The organism is Flavihumibacter profundi, assembly GCF_020076305.1.
Lineage (GTDB): Bacteria > Bacteroidota > Bacteroidia > Chitinophagales > Chitinophagaceae > Flavihumibacter > Flavihumibacter profundi.
On sequence record NZ_JAIQXE010000001.1, the window covers coordinates 2194647 to 2212300 of the forward strand.

Sequence of the window (17654 nt, forward strand, 5' to 3'; positions counted from 1 at the left end):
TATACAACCGAAGTTTGTTCATTTAAACAGCTGCCAACAACAGTAATGATAAGCTACCAGTTGCCGCCGGCGCCACCACCACCAAAACTGCCACCGCCAAATCCTCCGAATCCGCCGCCTCCACCGCCACCGCCGCCGCCTGACCAGCCGCCGCCACCACCACCGGGGAAGAATATAGGTGGCACGCCGCCAAAGCCCCTGCGGCTCATCATGCCGCCACCGCCGCCGCCGCGACGACTTATAAAGACCAATACAATTATGATGATGAAAATGATAAAGCCTACGGGCACCCCGGTTTCTTTTTTCTGGTGATACCCTGCCGGCGCTTTGTATTCGCCCGCAGCCGCTTTAATAAGGGCATCCGTAGCCTCGTCTACTGCCCGGTAATAATTACCCGCCTTGAGGTTGGGTACCATCTCGGCTTCAATAATCTGTTTCAGGATAATATCAGGCAATGCGCCCTCTAATCCATATCCTGCTGAAATATAAACACTCCTTTTCTCTCCTTCACCGGTTCCTGTGGAGATTAATACCACCACTCCATTATTAAATTCCTTACCACCCACCCCCCAGGACCTTCCCAGTTCAGTTGCGTAATCATTAGGATCCAAACCATTTAAAGTGGGAACGGTTACAACAACAATCTGGTTAGAGGTGCTGTCATCATAGGCCACCAGTTTTGCTTCCAGGGTAGCCACCTGGTCGGGAGTAAGGAGGTTGGCCGCATCATTGACCAGCCGTGCCGGATTAGGCGGAGGCAATACCCTTTGCGCTGCCATCGACAGTGAAAAAACAAGGGCAATAAGCAGTACAAGTATCCTTTTCATATTATTGGGGCCATTGCCTTAACGTCCAAAAACGATATCGTCGGGCAGTTCGTTTTTATCGGTGGTGCTTTTATACGGGAATTTCTCTTTCATCACTTCGCCTATGTCATGGACAACCAACTGAAGCCCGGTGGCGTAGTCGTTTGTCTTGAAATAATTGAGGAGCCGGCCCATATGGACCTGCCAGAATTCGCTGCCCACCAGTTTATGGATGCCTTCGTCGCCAAGGATTGCAGTCTGGTGGTCTTTGTAGGCAACATAGACCAATACCCCATTCCTCTCCTCAGTATGGTCCATTTTAAGGCGCCAGAAAATTTCAGCTGCCCTGTCTAACGGGTTCACAAAGCGGCAACGGCTTTCGATAAAAACCCTGATCTCACCGCTGGTTTTCATTTCGGCCTCACGAATGGTTTGCACTACCCGTTCGGCTTCATCAGCAGAAAGGAATTGTGCTTTTTTTCCGAATGCAAAAAATGCCATGGATTATCAGAATTTGACTTCCGGCGCTTTTTCCGCACCAGGTTCGGACTGGAATCCCTCTTTTACGCGGAATCCAAACATATTTGCGAAAATATTATTGGGGAAAGTCCGGACCGTACTGTTATACGATTGGATTGCTGTGTTGAAATCGTTCCTGGACACTTTAATCCGGTTCTCGGTACCTTCCAGCTGGGCCTGCAGGTCGCGGAAATTCTGGCTGGCTTTCAGGTCGGGATAGTTCTCCACAACAGCAAGTAGGCGACCGAGTGCGCCGCTAACCCCTGCCTGGGCCTGCTGGAATTCAGCCATTTTCTCCGGTGTAATATTAGTAGGGTCAACTTGCACGGAAGTTGCTTTAGCGCGGGCTTCCATGAGTTTTGTCAGGGTTTCTGTTTCGAAATTAGCTGCACCTTTTACTGTATTTACAAGGTTGGGGATAAGGTCTGCCCTGCGCTGGTAGTCACTTTGTACGTTAGCCCATTTATTTTTCACGTTTTCATCCAGCTTCACCATGCTGTTGTAGCCATTGCAGGCACATCCACCTAACACAAGGATTGCCCCTAATATGATGATCAGTAAAAGATTTTTGGAGTTCATTGCAGAAAATTTAGTTGTTGGTTAAAAGTACAAATAACCAGACACAAAAATGGGTCACCCGGTTGGATGACCCAATAAAAATATTTTTACTACGTAAATCACGCATTAATTGCGGCAATGCCGGGCAACTCCTTGCCTTCGAAGTATTCCAGCATAGCGCCACCACCTGTTGATACATAACTCACTTTATCGGTATAACCGAACTGGTTAACCGCAGCAACAGAGTCGCCACCACCTACCAGTGAAAATGCCCCTGATGCGGTAGCATCTGCCACCGCATCAGCAATTGCTTTGGTACCGTGCTGGAATTTTGCCATTTCAAACACACCCATCGGGCCGTTCCACAAAATAGTTTTGGATCTTTTGATCACATTGGCAAACTGCTCGCAGGCGGCCGGACCAATATCCAGGCCCATCCAACCATCCGGGATAGCATTACTAGGTGCTATTGATATATTGGCATTCGCATCAAATTTGTCAGCAATCACTGAATCGGAAGGCAGGTGAATACAAACACCTTTGGCTTCTGCTTTTTTCAACAATTCATTGGCCATATCGAGGCGGTCTTCCTCACAAAGCGAATTACCGATTTTACCACCCGCTGCTTTCATGAACGTATAAGCCATTCCACCACCAATAATAATATCTGTAGCCCTGTCCAGGAGGTTTTCAATGATCAGGATCTTGTCTGACACCTTTGCCCCGCCAATAATTGCGGTAAAAGGGTTTTCAGCTTCATGCAATACTTTCTCAGCGCTTTTCACTTCGGCTTCCATCAGGAGGCCAAACATTTTTTTGTCTGCAGGGAAAAATTTGGCAATAACTGCAGTGGAAGCATGCGCCCTGTGGGCAGTTCCGAATGCATCGTTCACATAAACATCACCAAGCTTTGCCAGTTTCTGTGCAAAAGCTTCGTCGCCCTTTTCTTCTTCCTTGTAAAAGCGAAGGTTTTCGAGCAGCAGCACTTCACCATTGCGCATCATACCGGCAGTGAGATAGGCCTGCTCGCCAATGCAATCATCAGCAAACAGCACAGTAGTTCCGCCCAGCAAACTGCTGAGGTGGGGAACAATATGTTTGAGGGAGTATTTATTGGTTGGTCCGTCTTTCGGGCGGCCGAGGTGGCTCATGAGGATAACTTTACCGCCGTCTTTAATGATCTTTTGAATAGTTGGAACAGCAGCACGCATGCGCGTATCATCGGTGATCTCGAATTTATCATTCAAGGGAACATTGAAATCCACACGGATCAATGCCTTCTGTCCCGCAAATGAATATTGGCTGAACTTGCTCATAGTAGTTATGGTTAATCAAAAAAATGAAAGCGGGCATAACCCGCTTTCTGATATTATTTGGATATGAGTCCGGCGAAGAATTTAACGGTACGAACGAGCTGGCTGACATAGCTCATTTCGTTATCGTACCAGCTAACGGTTTTAACCAGTTGCTGGTCACCAACAGTAACCACTTTGGTCTGTGTGGCATCGAACAGGGAACCGAAAGAAATACCGATGATATCGCTGCTTACGATTTCATCTTCGTTATATCCGAAGCTTTCATTGCTGGCAGCTTTCATGGCAGCATTAACTTCTTCAAGCGTTACTTTTTTCGCAAGGATGGAAGTCAGTTCGGTTAATGATCCGGTGATAACGGGGATCCTTTGTGCACCACCGTCCAGTTTACCTTTCAGTTCAGGCAGTACCAGACCGATTGCTTTTGCAGCACCGGTACTATTAGGAACGATATTAGCAGCTGCGGCCCTTGCGCGGCGCAGGTCACCTTTTGGATGCGGGGCATCAAGTGTATTCTGGTCATTAGTGTACGCGTGAACGGTAGTCATGCTGCCGGCAACAATACCGAAGCTATCCTGCAGTACTTTTGCCATGGGAGCCAGGCAATTGGTTGTACAGGAAGCACAGGAGATGATCTCTTCTGAACCGTCGAGGATGTTGTGGTTCACATTAAATACTACGGTTTTCAGGTCACCGGTTGCAGGAGCTGAAATCACAACGCGTTTAGCACCGGCTTTCAGGTGGGCAGCGGCTTTGTCTTTATCGGTGAAGAAACCTGTGCTTTCAATAACCACATCAACACCGTGGCTACCCCATGGAATCTGGGCAGGATCTTTTTGTGCATAGATCTTAACTTCATCACCGTTTACGATGATGGCGTTTTCAGTAGAAGTAACTGTAGCATCAAAGCGACCTTGTGCGCTATCATATTTCAACAAGTGGGCTAATACAGCTGGAGAAGTCAGGTCATTGATGGCCACCACATCGATACCCTTCATATTATAGATCTGGCGGTATACCAGGCGTCCGATCCTTCCGAATCCGTTAATGGCAACTTTTACAGTGCTCATAATGTCAAGTTTGAGATTTGATGAAGAAATAAATGAGCCGCTAAGGTAACGTTTGTCCAAAGTGTATAAAAATTTTAGAAAAAAAATTTTTGGAGGGAATATGCCACTCCCTATCTTTGCACTCCCAAAAGGGAAAATGGCGCGTTGGTCAATCGGTTAAGACGCTTCCCTTTCACGGAAGAATGACGGGTTCGATTCCCGTACGCGCTACGAAAAAAGCTCCTTTACAGGAGCTTTTTGCATGAAGTATAGTTTTTCAGGCTCTTTTTTTACGGGCAGTATTTACATAATGCCTGATTTTCTGCCGCAGGTCATCCGGCCTGAATGGTTTCGGAATAAAATCATTGAAGCCTTTTTCGATCAGGTCGGCCTGCATATGGTCATAAACAGCTGCAGTAAAGGCAATTATAGGAACAGTTGAACCTTTCTTCCTGATTCTTGAAACCACTCCGGCCCCATCAAGTTCCGGCATTTCAAGGTCAACCAGCAGCAGGTCAAAGTGACTGCTGTTAAACTGGTCCAGGGCTTCGAGTCCGTTAACTGCTTCTACAATATCAGCATTCCATTTAGCCAGGAACCTTTTCACGATCATCATATTTACTGGGTTGTCTTCCGCCACTAAGATCCTTACGCCTTCAAGGTCTTCGAACTTCTCTGCAGGTTCTTCGATATAGCTGTATTTGGTTGCTTCAATAGGTAATGTTATATCAAAATAAAACGTACTACCTTGTCCGGGTGTGCTTTCCACACGCAACTCACCGCCCATTTTCTGCACGATATACTGGCTGATGGCAAGTCCAAGTCCGGAACCGCCGTATTTCCTGGTAGTTTCCGTATCAGTCTGGTAAAACTTATCAAAGATCCGGTGCTGCTTTTCAGGAGCAATACCAATACCGGAATCCTTCACGGAAAAACGCAGTGTAATATTGGTGCTTCTTTTCATCAACGCTTTCACGTCGACCATAACAGCGCCCTCTTCTGTAAATTTAATAGCATTAGAAAGCAGGTTATTCAACACCTGGTGAAGGCGCATTTCATCACCCATAACGATATAGCCCTTCACTGCTTCGAAGTCGTAGCGCAGGGATAATTTCTTTGCATCAACGGGGTTGCGGAACAAACCGACAATTTTAAACAGGAGTTCAGACAAATTAAACGGTGCATTGTTCAATTCCATCTTATCCGCTTCCAGCTTGCTGTAATCAAGGATATCGTTAACCAGTTCAAGCATATGTTCCGAGGAGTACTTCAATACATCCAGCATTTGCCGCTGGCTGTTGAGGTGGTATTCCTGGTGCAGGATATTAGTGCTTCCGATGATTGCATTCAAAGGTGTCCTTAGTTCATGGCTCATATTACTGAGGAACCTTGATTTCACTTTGGCAGCGCGCTCTGCACGTTCCTTGGCTTTTAGTGTTTCCACTTCAGCAATCCTGACTTCAGTGATATCCAGGATGCTGATTTTTGCATACCTGCGGCGCTGGTGTTCGAAGATTACAATATTCGTATATGCATAGATGGGGTGACCTTCAAGTGTAGAAAATTCCATATTCCCAAACCAGGGGGAATGGGAGGTGAAATTTTCCGGGCTGAATGCATTAAGCTTTGCTGCAGCCGGTTCGCCGAGCAGTGAAGATATGGCCATCAGCATCACGCCTTCCTTGTTCTTCATCCCGAATAATTCGATGGCCCTTTTATTGCAATCAGCTATCAGTTGTGTTTCCAGGTCAATAATAAAGATAGCATCCAGGGAGGTGTTGAAGATGGTATCGCCCAGGCTTTTTTCACCCAGCAGGTCGTCTTCTTTCTTATTCAGCGTTTTGAGGATAGAATAAGCAACCAAGCCGGTAATAACCAGTGACAGCGCAAGGTTTATCCTGAAATTATAGATATAATGAATTTCACCTTCAGAAGTACTTTTAGTAGCATAAGGGGCAATGATAAAAGTAAGGCCAAAGCAGGTAATCGTAGCTATTTCCGAAATAATCAGGTCTTTGGTGATTTTTGTGTCAATGAGGAAGATCATGGCAAAAATGACGGGGAAGAAATACATATAGACACCCGACCTTAGTCCGACGCAATAGCTGACAATCATTACGCCTGCGTTAAAGCTAATGATAACCAGCCATTTAGCTATCCCTTCACGGTTATACAGCCTTAAGAAGTGGGCGGTCAGAAGCATGGAACAGGCTAGCAGGCACGCGAAAGCGGCGCCATACTCTTTCATGATCGTACAGAGGATCATATTAAGCCCTGCAACTAAAATACCTATTTCGGTCAGGGATTTCAGTGGGGAATGCGGTGCGTTTACCTGTTTCAGGTAGTAATCTTCTGCAAGCTTTTCCCAATATCCAAGGGCTACAGATAATATGTTGGTACCTTTTTTCGTTTTCATTCAGTAAACGGCCTTTCTTAAGCGGCTGTTACATTAACGAATCCGGGAAAACAAAAATTGTATCCTATGCAAACCAGCACGCAAAGAGCCTACCAGCTCAACCAGGCATTTGATGTGCCTTTCCTGATGGAAATGCACGACAATGACCTTTCAGCCATTTCAGCCATCCTGGTAACTGCATCCCAACAGATTGCCGAAGAATTAGACCGCTGTATGATTCTCGCTGAAAAAGGTGATTGTAATGAAATAAAGAGAAGGATTCACCTTGTGAAACCATTATGGGGTTATTGCGGGCTGCCGCAATTGCAGATGAAATACCAGTTACTGGAATATTTCCTGGGTGAAAACCCTGACGCAGAAAGAATCCGGACGAGGTTGCACCAGGAATATGGCCAGATAATAGAAGGACTTAACCTCATTACCAATGAAGCGATCCGCATTCATGAATTCTTAAAACAACCTGCATCATGAAAATAACAGCTGTAATCGTTGAAGACCTATCCGTTGCGGCGGAGATGTTACAAAGGTATTGCGTTAAAAGCGGCAGGGTCAATGTGATCCAGTCCTTTAGTTCTGTTGAAACTGCCCTGCCTTTTTTATCAGAGCAGGTAGTCGACCTGATATTCCTGGATGTGGAAATGCCTGGCGCCAGCGGGTTCGACCTGCTCGACAAACTTTCCTATTCCCCGCAGGTGATCCTCACCACTTCAAAAACTGAATACGCCTACAATGCTTTTGAATATAATGTAACCGATTTCCTGAAGAAGCCGTTCACTTACCAAAGGTTTATAGATGCCCTGGGCAAACTCCGCGAGGAAGCAGAGAAGCGCGAGGAAGCAGATGATATATCACATATATATATCAAGAGTGATGGCAAGCTGATCAGGCTCGAGAATGATGACATCCTGTATATTGAAAGCATGGGTGATTATGTGAAATTCATTACGAATGAAAAGAAGATCATCACGCACAATACGATCAAGAACCTGACGTCAAAGATTAACCCGGCAGTGTTCTGTAAGGTGCACCGTTCCTATATTATCAACATGAATAAGATTTCTGATGTGCGGGAAAACATGTTGTATATAAAAGGACAGATGATACCGATCAGTAAGGCAAACAGGACAATGGTAATGAGCAGGTTGAAGATTATTTAAACGGGCAAAAAGGTCCATTCAACCGGCAAAAGCCATTGTTCATCTAATAAACTTGCAATGCCCTCCCTTAAGCCGCATCTTAGCACCAGGTTGTGATTTTCGTCAATACCTGTCTAAGTGCAGAATGAACTGGTTGGCAACAGCCAGTTCATTCGCAAACAGGTTCCCCCTCCCCTTTATTTATTTTCCAGCCATTTCCCCAGGTTATCACTGATCAGGCCGGCTTCCACAAGGAATCCATCGTGGCCATACACTGAATCAATTTCAATATAATTTGCCCCGGGAATAGCAGCAGCGATTTTTTGTTGTTCAATTGTTGGACATAAAAGGTCACTGGTAATCCCCATCACCAATACCGGTTGCTGAATGGACTTCAGCACTTCATCAACAGGTACATTCCTGCCCCTGGCGATATTATGGCTATCCATGCTTTTAGTAAGCAGCCAGTAAGACTGTGCATTAAACCTTGTGACGAGTTTCTCACCCTGGTAACGGATATAAGTAGCCGCCTTAAACTGGTCCAGTTTATCATTTTCGGTTTCAGCCTGCCGTTGGACCATAGCCGAATAATTCCTGTAGGTGAGCATTCCAATTGCACGGGCAGCTTTTAACCCGTTGGCGCCGGCAGCCGGGCTGTCTGCATTCCAGGTAGGGTCAGCTTCAATAGCCAGGCGCTGGGCTTCATGGATGGCGATTCCCCATGCACTTTCAGCTGCCGAAGTTGCTGCCAGGAATAATTTCCTGATAACCCGGGGTTCCGCCAGCGCCCATTCCATGGCCTGGTAGCCCCCCATGCTTCCGCCCATGCACAAGGCAATGGAAGAAATATTGAGGTGCTGCCGCAGAAGGATATGCGCTTTTACCATATCGCGGATGGTGATATTGGGGAAACTGTTAAACCAGGGTTTTCCGGTGGCCGGATTTATGGAAAGCGGGCCGGTGGTTCCGTAGCAGGAGCCCAGTATATTGGCACAAACGATGAAATATTTTTCGGGGGTAATGGCTGTCCCTTCACCAATTACGCCGGGCCACCAGGCAGCCGCATCGGCATTAGCCGTAAGCGCATGGCAAACCCACACTACGTTTGAGCCATCGGAACTGAGCTGGCCATAAGTATGGTAAGCAATCTCCAGGTTGGGTAAAACAGCGCCATTTTCCAGTTGGAATGGCTGGTCATAAACAAATCGATGCAACATGACTGCAAAATAAACCCTCTCACCGTTACCTTTGTACCAATTCAGAAAAAAATCAGGGAACGAATATGGTAACAATTGATATTATTCGCCAATCGGGCGATTTTGGGTTTGAGGCAACTGATGCCGCGGGCCATACCGTAAGGATGGATACAAGCCCGGAAGGCGGCGGCAATAATTACGGGGTCCGTCCAATGCAGATGGTATTGATGGGACTAGGTGGCTGCAGCGGGATCGATGTGGTCAGCATCCTGAAAAAGCAAAGACAGGAAATCACCTATTTTTCCATGCATATTGAAGCAGAGCGCGAAACCGGTAAAGAGCCGCATTTATGGAAATCGGCCCGAATCGTATTCACTATTGGCGGAAATATTGATGAGGACAAAGCCAAACGGGCGGCGCAATTGTCTATGGAAAAATACTGTTCTGTAGCAGAGACCCTGCGACGTTCAGGAACCGAAATCAGCTGGGAGGTCCGCTTAAAATAATTAATCCATGCACCCAATATCCAAAGCCATCCGCACGCAGGTTGAACGAACCAATGAAATGGAACATTCACAGCCCCTTTTCCTGAGCAGTAGTTTTTGTTTTGACAATGCCGAGGAAATGCGCGCCGCATTTGCGGATGAAACCGATGATAATATTTACAGCCGTTTCAGCAACCCTAATGTCCAGGAATTTGTAGACCGCATGTGTGCCCTGGAAGGGACAGAAGCCGGATTTGCCACTGCCTCCGGCATGAGCGCCATATTCGCTTCATTCATGACATTCCTGAAACAGGGGGATCACCTGATTAGTTGCAGAAGCATATTCGGCAGCACACACACTGTTATCACTAAAATCCTTCCGAAGTACGGCATCACCCACAGTTATGTTGATGCAGGTGATATCAGTACCTGGGAACAGCATATCACGCCCAATACAAAGATGATTTACCTGGAGACGCCAACGAATCCGGGACTTGATGTCATTGACCTTAAGGTGGCAAGCGAGCTGGCGAAGAAGCATAAGCTGCTTTTGAATGTAGACAATTGTTTCGCAACACCCATTGCGCAGCGACCTGCTGATTTTGGCGCGGACCTGGTAATCCATTCTGCCACAAAATGGCTGGATGGCCAGGGAAGGGTATTAGGCGGGGTTGTATTGGGGAAAAAAGAATTAATACACGAGATATACCTCTTTTGCAGGAGTACCGGTCCATCATTATCACCCTTTAATGCCTGGATCCTCAGCAGGAGCCTTGAAACACTAGAAGTGCGGATGGACAGGCACGCATCAAATGCCCTGTACCTTGCCCTCCAACTTGAAAGGAATGAGCGGTTGAATTGGGTGAAATATCCGTTACTGCCATCGCATCCGCAATATGCAGTAGCAAAAGCGCAGATGACCAATGGCGGCGGTGTGGTTTGCTTTGAATTGAAAGGGGGCATTGAGAGCGGAAGGAAATTCCTGAACGCCCTGAAGATGCTGTCACTTACGGCAAACCTTGGTGATACACGCAGCATAGCGTCGCACCCGGCAAGTACAACCCATGCTAAATTATCTGAAGCAGAGCGAATGGCAGTGGGTATCAGTGCGGGTTTAATCAGGATTTCCGTTGGCCTTGAAAACAGGGAAGATATACTGGCCGATATAATGCAGGCTTTAGAAAAAGTATAAGCAGGCTAACTCAGCCCTTCCTCATAATGCCGTTCAGGAATTTCAACATCCAGGAAGCCTTTATTGACAAGCCTGTGTTTGAACTGTACCTGGACGTCATATTCGCCGTGCACAAGGAAAAGCTTTTTAACTTTCCGGGGATCCTGGCAAGCGAGAAACTGGCAAAGGTCTTCGTAATCGCCATGGGCGCTCATACTCCTTATTGAACCAATGGTTGCATGCACTTCGCGGTTAACACCAAAAATGGACACTTCCTTTTTGCCCGCCATCAGGCGACCGCCTAAAGAATTGGGTTCGCAATAACCTACCAGTAAAATGCCGTTCCGACTGTTTTCGATAGTATTATTAATGTGGTGCTTCACCCTTCCAGCATCAGCCATGCCGCTGGCTGAAATAATTACGCAGGGCTCATTGCGGAAGTTCAGCAGTTTGGATTCTTCAACGGTCTTAACATACTTGAGACCGTTGAACCTGAAAGGGTCGCTATCGGTTTCGAGTAAACGCCGGATGGTTTTATTGAAATATTGGGGGTAGCTCTTTACTACTTCAGTTGCTTCAATGCTAAGCGGGCTATCCACAAAATATTCGAGATCAGGAAGCCTGCGTTCAACTTCCAGCTGGTTAAGAGAGTACAGGATTTCCTGAGTACGGCCCACACTAAAAGCCGGAATGATCAGTTTACCGCGGTTATTGAGACAGATTTTTTCAATCCATTCCAACAGCTGGTCGGGAGTAGTAGTTTGCAATTCATGCAGGCTGTTTCCATAAGTAGATTCCAGCAGGATATAGTCTGCCTGCGGGAAGACTTCCGGAGACCGGAGGATAATATCGCGATAACGGCCAACATCGCCACTGAAAGTAAGCTGCTCTGTTTTGCCGTTTTCATTAATACGCAGGTGAACTGCGGCACTGCCGATGATATGCCCCACATCAGTGAAAAGCAGTTCCACCCCATCGGCAATTTTGAACCAGTTGCCATATTCCACTTCCCTGAACTGGGAAAGGCAGCTTTTGGCATCGTCGAGGGTGTACAGCGGTTTCAGGTATGGCTGGCCGGATGCCGCCCTTTTCTTATTGATGTATTTAACATCGTCTTCCTGGATCCCGGCTGAATCTTCCAATAGAATTGCAGCCAGGCTTTTCGTAGCCGGGGTGCAATATACCGTACCGGTGAAACCATCTTTTACGAGCTTTGGAATTAAACCGCTATGGTCTATGTGCGCATGGGAAAGCACCAGCAAATCAACTTCGGCCGGATCAAAGCCCCATACCCTGTTCAGCGCATCAGTTTCTTTGCCCATGCCCTGGAACATGCCGCAATCAAGGAGGATTTTTTTTCCGTTTTTAAGTGTCAGCAGGTGCTTGGAGCCGGTAACTGTCCGGGCTGCACCATGAAATGCAATTTTCATAATTATTTACTTTTAAAAGACCAGGTGATCAAAAACTCGGCTACCGTTTCACCCTGGTCATTCTTTCCGACTGATTTTGCAATAATCATTTGAGCTTCACCGGTGGCCACTGCCTTTTCAACAGCGTCCCTGATGGCCAGTCCATCAGTACAGGTGAACGTGGTAAGGGCAACTGCTTTTTTGAAATACTTTGCTTCAAGCGCAGTAACCAGCATGGATACAGCAGGCCTGCGCTGGTAAACATGGGCCATCGAGAGAATACCGGTGCTCATTTCAGCGGCCATGGCCAGGCAGGCGAAATATGTGGAACGGAACGGGTTTTGCGAAAACCATTTGTAAGGTACAGTAACCTGGCAGGAATTCCCGTTAACATTACGCACACGAACACCGGAAAAATAAGCGCTGGGTAATTTCCTGAATAAAAACAAGTTGAACTTTAACCGGTTATTCACCAGTGAAAAAAAAGCAGCTGAACCTGTTTTGGCAGTCATTTATTTTGTTTTATCAATTTCCACTACGCAGGCCATCACCTGGTTGGGGGATGAATTTCCTGAGAAGCTCATTGTTCCTTTTGCGGTAGCATTAAACTGTGCCGATTTCAGCAGGTTTTCCCCAAGGGCAGCGTTTACGCGTGACTGGTAATCAGTGGCCGGGTTCTTACTGATGGCTGTATTCACACTAAACCAATCGAGCGGCTGTTTGCTCATCACAACAGCAATCATATCCTTTGTGCCGATACTATCCGGCGTCATGCTTTTATCTTTCGGAAAGAGCCTGTATCCGGTAATACCGCAGAAAGGCGAATATTTTGTGGTAGTCGGGTCATCCTGTTTGGGGTAAGGGAACAAGGTATAGCTGGTACCGTCAGTTTCTTTCCCGAAAACGTACACATAACATTCGGAGCTGTTTTTTACTTCCATTTTAAACCGGGTGCCTGGTTTAAGCGGGCTATTGGTTACAAAGCGGTTTCCTTCCGTTAAATGCAGGGAGATATATCCTTTTACTTCCATTTTCTTACCGGTATTCGCCATTTCAACCAGTCCCACTTCCCCGATCAAAGGCGTGTTGGCAGCAGCGCCAACCTGGCGCATCGGATCAAGTCCATAAGCTTCCCTGACAAAATATTTGAAATCGCCATAGCGTACCCAGGCGAATCCATTATTGCCCCATTCCGGTCCCCAACTGTTCATCAGCAAGAAGGACCCGCCGTATTTCCGGTCGTCATAACCAACAACGCACATGGCATGCCCGCCAAAACCCATCAGGTTCCGGTCGCCTTGCTGGGGCACCCAGACATCCTTACCCATCATATCCTGCATAAAGCTTTGTCCAACCATCATCCCGATCACAACCGGTGCGCCCTGGGCTAGGTTTTCCTTAATGGCCCTAATGTCTAAGGCATCAGTGCGGTCGCCGTCAGAAAGGCGGTTAAATCCCCGCATTTTAAATTGTGCGGCATCACTGATAAGGCTGCGGTCGGGTACCCGGGAACAATCATTATCTGTATAAGGGAATTGGTCATAAGGCACAGACCCCTGTTTGGTCATGTATTCCATTGCCTTGATAATATAAGAGCCCTGGCAGTCTTCAAGGCCAATCTGGTTATAAAGGAAAGACGGACTGAACTTTACAGTATTGGGGGCCTGGCCGGTCCTGGCGGCTTCCAGGATGGAGCGGGCGCCATAGGCACTGCTCCAGGCTACGCAACTACCCTGGTTTCCCTGGTTTCCAACGGCAGGCGCAAATTTCTGGAGGTTTGCGCTTTCGGGGAGGGGATTTTTTGTATCGTCATCAGCAAGTGGTTCATAGATTTCCGCCTTTTCGAATTGCCGGGGATCAAGGAAGCCACCGGTTGCCAGGCGGGCGACATCGCCAAGTCCGCCCATATTACAGCCACCGCGGCCGAGGATGAAATACAACACACCAACGATAATAATCAGCAGAAAAATCCGCTTACCCCTGAAAAGGGAAAGAACCAAAGGCAAAAGGCCGATAAGCCCACCGCCACCGCCCTGGAAACCACCACCACCGCTGCGGCCACCACCAGAATCATCATTAAACTGCTCCTGGTCTTGCGGATCATCTACCATTCTGATAGGCATAGCTATAAATTAAGATTGGAGAAAATTTGCCAGGCCATTAAGTTAAGCAATTACGCTAAAAAAATCCCGGTAGTGATCACTACCGGGATATACAAATTTAAAGCACTTCAACCTGGTTCCTTAACAGGTCTTCGAAGACGTCGCGTTTCCTGATCAGGTGGGCTTTGCCGTCGATCACCAGCAATTCCGCTGGTTTCAAACGGGAATTAAAATTGGAGGACATTTCAAAACCGTATGCACCGGCGTTATAGAAAACGAGGAAATCCCCTTCGCGCACTTCGTTGATTGTGCGGTCCCACGCAAAAGTATCTGTCTCGCAAATATTACCCACTACAGTATAAATCCTTTCGCTGCCCTTCGGGTTAGAGATATTGCTGATCCTATGGTAGGCATCATAAAACATAGGCCTGATAAGGTGGTTGAACCCGCTGTTGACGCCCACGAAAACTGTAGCCGTGGTTTGTTTGATGACGTTGGCTTTTACCAAGAAATAACCGCATTCGCTAACCAGGAATTTACCAGGTTCAAACCAAACCTGGATTTTTTTACCGGTTTCTTTTTCGTAGGCAGTAAAGGCTTCAGCAACCTTAACACCCAGCAGGTTGATATCCGTTTGCACATCGCCATCCTGGTAAGGCACTTTAAAACCGCTGCCCAGGTCAATAAACTCAAGGTTTGGGAAATGGGTGGCCAGTTCAAACATCACTTCAAGACCCTGAAGGAAAACATTTACATCTTTGATATCGCTGCCGGTATGCATATGAATGCCGGTAACATGCAACCCTGTAGATTTAACCACCCTTTCGATGTGGCGCATCTGGTGGATTGAAATACCAAATTTGCTGTCGATATGGCCGGTTGAGATTTTATAGTTTCCACCCCCCATAATATGCGGATTGAACCGGATGCAAATGGGGTAAGAGCCGCCATATTTGGTTCCAAATTGCTCGAGGATGGAGATATTATCTATATTAAGATTTACACCCAACTGCTTGCCTTCGTCAACTTCAGCAAAATCAACACAGTTTGGTGTAAATAAAATCCTGTCGGGAGAAAAACCAGCCCTCAGTCCGAGTTTAACTTCATTGATGCTTACGCAATCGAGGGATGCACCAATAGATTCAACATATTTCAGCACATTGATATTGCTGAGTGCCTTGCAGGCATAGAAGAAACGGGCATTACAGTTGGCAAAAGCCGACTTCAGTTTGTTATACTGTTCGCTGATCTGGTTGGCATTATACACGTAAAGCGGCGTGCCATACTCCTGGGCCAGCTGCTCCAGGAATTCATTAGATAAATAAGACATAGTTGTGTTTGCTTGCAAATTGGGCGAATATACACCGACCGCGGCGAATATTTACTCCTTTCTCAGCAAACCTTAGTTCCGGGGACCATCTTCATCTTCTGGAAATCCGGATGTGTCATTATCCAGGCCTGGTTCATTTTCATCTGGCCAGGATTGGATTTCAGGTGAATCATCGCCGGTGGGTTCAATTTCCATGCTGGTTTCTTCTTCGGTATAACTCGCTTCCAGCAATTCGCCGGTTTCGTTAACGAGCAGTACAGAATTAGGATCATCCAGGGTGTCGACCATAGTGTCAGTAATTGACTGGTTATTGCCATTCGCAACCTGCACCTGCTGGTTACCCATTTGTGTTGGTTCAACAGCCTGCTCAGCAAGCACCTCTTTGATACGTGGAAGATCTTCCGGGCCATTTAATCCGAAATAGTCCATGAAGGAGCGGGAAGTTGTATAAATGAGGGGTTTCCCCGGCAATTCTTCGTTGCGGCCGCTGATAACAATCAGTTCCTTTTCGAGCAATTTCTGGATGCTGTAGTCTGCGCTCACGCCACGGATCGATTCGATTTCAGATTTTGTGATGGGTTGTTTATAAGCAATGATGGCCAGTGTTTCCATAGCAGCGCCGCTAAGGCGTTTCAGGAATTTATCGCCGTTAAGCTGGGCAACTGTTTTATGGAAATCCTTTTTGGTCAGGAACTGCCATCCGCCGCCGCTGAACCTAAGTTCGAAGGGGTAGAATTCGGCCTGGTATTTCTCTACAATGCCTTCAATGCCAGCTTCGATCTGTTCGAGGGTGATCTTGTCTTCCATGAATCCGAAAGCCTGGTTGATGAGGTCGGTCAGTTCCAGGGCACCCAGGGGCTTTTCAGAGGCAAAAATGAGGGCTTCTATATGAGGTATGATGTGTCCGATATCCATAGTCGTTATTTTATATAATTGCAGCAAGCAACATGCCGCAAGCTTGCCTAAATTCTTAAAAAAGGGAAATGGAGTTGTCCACAATGTGGAAAACAGGGGGGGAACCGTGAGCGGTGAACAGTAAACGGTGAGCGGTGAGCACCCGGCGGGTACTTCCCGGCGGGTGAAGTAGTGGTATACGAAAAAAGCTACCAGGTATGGTAGCTTTTTGAAATAAGTTATGCTTTTAATCTGTCCTCACCGTTTACGGTTTACAGCTTACGGCTCACCGTTTACGGCTTACCCTCCTACCCCTGTAATGCTGCTGCACCGCTAACGATTTCGGTTAGTTCGGTGGTAATTGCGGCCTGGCGGGCGCGGTTGTAGCTGATCTTGAGAGAACGCAGCAATTCATTGGCGTTTTCAGATGCTTTATCCATTGCCGTCATACGTGCACCATGTTCAGAGGCATTGGCATCAAGGACAGCCTTAAACAATTGCGTATTGAGGATTTTAGGCATCAATTCCGCGATAAGGTCCTCTTTATTGGGTTCAAAAATATAATCGCTTTTTTTGGCGTTTGCTGCCGGCTTCACTTTTGGGATGGGCAGGAAACGCTCAACGGCAAAAACCTGTGTAGCTGCATTCTTAAACTGGCTGTAAACAACTTCCACAACATCAAACTCGTTGTTCATAAAAGCTTTTGCAGCAGCCTGGGCGCAAGCCTGCACGTTTTCGAAGGTCAGGTGCAGGAAGATATCCTTATAAGTTGCATCGGCATGGTAATTTCCTTTCAAAAAGGATTCGTAACCTTTCTTACCAATATTCCAGATTGTTACTTTTCCCTTTGCAAACTGGTCTTTATAGTTTTCATTAATTGTCGCTTTGGCAGCTTTAATAACGTTGGCATTATATGCGCCGGCCAATCCGCGGTCACTGGTAATTACGATCAGCAGCACACTTTGTATGGGCCTTTCCTGGGCCAGCACACCACCCAGCTCACCTTCAGCATTGCTTACGATATTGCTCAGCATTTCCTGCAACTTATTGGCGTAGGGACGCATCTGGATAATGGCATCCTGGGCACGACGCAATTTGGCCGCACTAACCATTTTCATGGCTTTGGTAATTTGCTGGGTACTTTGAACCGACTTGATCCGGTTACGGACCTCTTTCAATGCTCCTGACATAATAAAGTTTAGAAATTTGGCGCAAAGGTAATTGAATGCCGGGGAATTCCAAAGTCCTGCTTTTCCTTACCTTTGCCTCC

General features: G+C 46.9%; 17 protein-coding genes and 1 tRNA gene. 5 read left to right on the plus strand and 13 right to left on the minus strand.

All coding sequences use genetic code 11. The annotated features are described in order from the left end of the window. Positions 1–53: 53 nt before the first annotated feature. The 5 genes from LAQ65_RS09475 to gap all read right to left on the minus strand — a co-directional run bounded on the left by LAQ65_RS09475 (position 54) and on the right by gap (position 4266). On the minus strand, positions 54–827 hold the full coding sequence (locus LAQ65_RS09475) for a TPM domain-containing protein (protein WP_224116710.1): 774 nt from the start codon (positions 825–827) through the stop codon (positions 54–56). An 18-nt stretch (positions 828–845) separates the two neighbouring features. Continuing rightward, positions 846–1307, minus strand: coding sequence for a TPM domain-containing protein (locus LAQ65_RS09480; protein ID WP_224116711.1), 462 nt, complete (start codon positions 1305–1307; stop codon positions 846–848). Between the two features lie 6 nt (positions 1308–1313). After that, the gene (locus tag LAQ65_RS09485) at positions 1314–1904 is read right to left on the minus strand and encodes a LemA family protein (protein WP_224116712.1); all 591 of its coding nucleotides are present in this window, start codon (positions 1902–1904) and stop codon (positions 1314–1316) included. 98 nt (positions 1905–2002) lie between these two features. Beyond that, complete coding sequence (locus LAQ65_RS09490) at positions 2003–3199, minus strand: phosphoglycerate kinase (protein ID WP_224116713.1); 1197 nt, start codon at positions 3197–3199, stop codon at positions 2003–2005. A 53-nt stretch (positions 3200–3252) separates the two neighbouring features. Then, on the minus strand, positions 3253–4266 hold the full coding sequence (gap, locus tag LAQ65_RS09495) for a type I glyceraldehyde-3-phosphate dehydrogenase (protein ID WP_224116714.1): 1014 nt from the start codon (positions 4264–4266) through the stop codon (positions 3253–3255). Between the two features lie 138 nt (positions 4267–4404). On the opposite strand from gap, the gene LAQ65_RS09500 reads away from it, so the two are divergent. After that, positions 4405–4476 (plus strand) — tRNA-Glu (locus tag LAQ65_RS09500). Between the two features lie 46 nt (positions 4477–4522). Here LAQ65_RS09500 and LAQ65_RS09505 read toward each other — a convergent pair. Next, positions 4523–6661: an ATP-binding protein gene (locus LAQ65_RS09505; protein ID WP_224116715.1), complete on the minus strand. Its 2139-nt coding sequence runs from the start codon at positions 6659–6661 to the stop codon at positions 4523–4525. 66 nt (positions 6662–6727) lie between these two features. Here LAQ65_RS09505 and LAQ65_RS09510 point away from each other — a divergent pair, with 66 nt between their 5' ends. Both LAQ65_RS09510 and LAQ65_RS09515 read left to right on the plus strand, forming a co-directional pair. After that, positions 6728–7132, plus strand: coding sequence for a hypothetical protein (locus LAQ65_RS09510; protein WP_224116716.1), 405 nt, complete (start codon positions 6728–6730; stop codon positions 7130–7132). After that, entirely contained in the window at positions 7129–7818 is a 690-nt protein-coding gene (locus tag LAQ65_RS09515; RefSeq protein WP_224116717.1) for a LytR/AlgR family response regulator transcription factor, read from the plus strand. The genes LAQ65_RS09510 and LAQ65_RS09515 overlap by 4 nt, the downstream gene beginning before the upstream one ends. 176 nt (positions 7819–7994) lie before the next feature. On the opposite strand, the gene metX is transcribed toward LAQ65_RS09515, so the two are convergent. Further along, positions 7995–9014 carry a homoserine O-acetyltransferase MetX gene (gene metX / locus LAQ65_RS09520; RefSeq protein ID WP_224116718.1) on the minus strand — a complete coding sequence of 340 codons (1020 nt, stop codon included), beginning with the start codon at positions 9012–9014 and terminating at the stop codon, positions 7995–7997. Positions 9015–9079: 65 nt separating this feature from the next. Here metX and LAQ65_RS09525 point away from each other — a divergent pair, with 65 nt between their 5' ends. Both LAQ65_RS09525 and LAQ65_RS09530 read left to right on the plus strand, forming a co-directional pair. Next, positions 9080–9499, plus strand: coding sequence for an OsmC family protein (locus LAQ65_RS09525; RefSeq protein ID WP_224116719.1), 420 nt, complete (start codon positions 9080–9082; stop codon positions 9497–9499). A gap of 7 nt (positions 9500–9506) precedes the next feature. After that, a complete protein-coding gene (locus LAQ65_RS09530) occupies positions 9507–10670 on the plus strand; it encodes a trans-sulfuration enzyme family protein (RefSeq protein WP_224116720.1) in 1164 nt (387 codons plus the stop codon). A gap of 5 nt (positions 10671–10675) precedes the next feature. On the opposite strand, the gene LAQ65_RS09535 is transcribed toward LAQ65_RS09530, so the two are convergent. The 6 genes from LAQ65_RS09535 to atpG form a co-directional block, all read right to left on the minus strand. Beyond that, positions 10676–12079, minus strand: a complete 1404-nt coding sequence (locus LAQ65_RS09535; protein WP_224116721.1) for an MBL fold metallo-hydrolase — start codon at positions 12077–12079, stop codon at positions 10676–10678. Between the two features lie 2 nt (positions 12080–12081). Then, the gene (locus tag LAQ65_RS09540; protein WP_224116722.1) at positions 12082–12570 is read right to left on the minus strand and encodes a DUF4442 domain-containing protein; all 489 of its coding nucleotides are present in this window, start codon (positions 12568–12570) and stop codon (positions 12082–12084) included. Continuing rightward, entirely contained in the window at positions 12571–14181 is a 1611-nt protein-coding gene (locus LAQ65_RS09545; RefSeq protein ID WP_224116723.1) for a C1 family peptidase, read from the minus strand. A 97-nt stretch (positions 14182–14278) separates the two neighbouring features. Next, positions 14279–15490, minus strand: coding sequence for a diaminopimelate decarboxylase (lysA, locus tag LAQ65_RS09550; protein ID WP_224116724.1), 1212 nt, complete (start codon positions 15488–15490; stop codon positions 14279–14281). 72 nt (positions 15491–15562) lie between these two features. Then, entirely contained in the window at positions 15563–16405 is an 843-nt protein-coding gene (gene scpB / locus LAQ65_RS09555) for an SMC-Scp complex subunit ScpB (RefSeq protein WP_224116725.1), read from the minus strand. 287 nt (positions 16406–16692) lie between these two features. Continuing rightward, positions 16693–17574, minus strand: coding sequence for an ATP synthase F1 subunit gamma (atpG, locus tag LAQ65_RS09560; RefSeq protein WP_224116726.1), 882 nt, complete (start codon positions 17572–17574; stop codon positions 16693–16695). Between the last annotated feature and the right edge of the window lie 80 nt (positions 17575–17654).

What these genes read in the sequence shown, in the direction of transcription:
- LAQ65_RS09475 (WP_224116710.1), bottom strand. Translation starts at nt 827, where the DNA reads ATGAAAAGGATACTTGTACTGCTTATTGCCCTTGTTTTTTCACTGTCG.
- LAQ65_RS09480 (WP_224116711.1), bottom strand. Translation starts at nt 1,307, where the DNA reads ATGGCATTTTTTGCATTCGGAAAAAAAGCACAATTCCTTTCTGCTGAT.
- LAQ65_RS09485 (WP_224116712.1), bottom strand. Translation starts at nt 1,904, where the DNA reads ATGAACTCCAAAAATCTTTTACTGATCATCATATTAGGGGCAATCCTT.
- LAQ65_RS09490 (WP_224116713.1), bottom strand. Translation starts at nt 3,199, where the DNA reads ATGAGCAAGTTCAGCCAATATTCATTTGCGGGACAGAAGGCATTGATC.
- gap (WP_224116714.1), bottom strand. Translation starts at nt 4,266, where the DNA reads ATGAGCACTGTAAAAGTTGCCATTAACGGATTCGGAAGGATCGGACGC.
- LAQ65_RS09505 (WP_224116715.1), bottom strand. Translation starts at nt 6,661, where the DNA reads ATGAAAACGAAAAAAGGTACCAACATATTATCTGTAGCCCTTGGATAT.
- LAQ65_RS09510 (WP_224116716.1), top strand. Translation starts at nt 6,728, where the DNA reads ATGCAAACCAGCACGCAAAGAGCCTACCAGCTCAACCAGGCATTTGAT.
- LAQ65_RS09515 (WP_224116717.1), top strand. Translation starts at nt 7,129, where the DNA reads ATGAAAATAACAGCTGTAATCGTTGAAGACCTATCCGTTGCGGCGGAG.
- metX (WP_224116718.1), bottom strand. Translation starts at nt 9,014, where the DNA reads ATGTTGCATCGATTTGTTTATGACCAGCCATTCCAACTGGAAAATGGC.
- LAQ65_RS09525 (WP_224116719.1), top strand. Translation starts at nt 9,080, where the DNA reads ATGGTAACAATTGATATTATTCGCCAATCGGGCGATTTTGGGTTTGAG.
- LAQ65_RS09530 (WP_224116720.1), top strand. Translation starts at nt 9,507, where the DNA reads ATGCACCCAATATCCAAAGCCATCCGCACGCAGGTTGAACGAACCAAT.
- LAQ65_RS09535 (WP_224116721.1), bottom strand. Translation starts at nt 12,079, where the DNA reads ATGAAAATTGCATTTCATGGTGCAGCCCGGACAGTTACCGGCTCCAAG.
- LAQ65_RS09540 (WP_224116722.1), bottom strand. Translation starts at nt 12,570, where the DNA reads ATGACTGCCAAAACAGGTTCAGCTGCTTTTTTTTCACTGGTGAATAAC.
- LAQ65_RS09545 (WP_224116723.1), bottom strand. Translation starts at nt 14,181, where the DNA reads ATGCCTATCAGAATGGTAGATGATCCGCAAGACCAGGAGCAGTTTAAT.
- lysA (WP_224116724.1), bottom strand. Translation starts at nt 15,490, where the DNA reads ATGTCTTATTTATCTAATGAATTCCTGGAGCAGCTGGCCCAGGAGTAT.
- scpB (WP_224116725.1), bottom strand. Translation starts at nt 16,405, where the DNA reads ATGGATATCGGACACATCATACCTCATATAGAAGCCCTCATTTTTGCC.
- atpG (WP_224116726.1), bottom strand. Translation starts at nt 17,574, where the DNA reads ATGTCAGGAGCATTGAAAGAGGTCCGTAACCGGATCAAGTCGGTTCAA.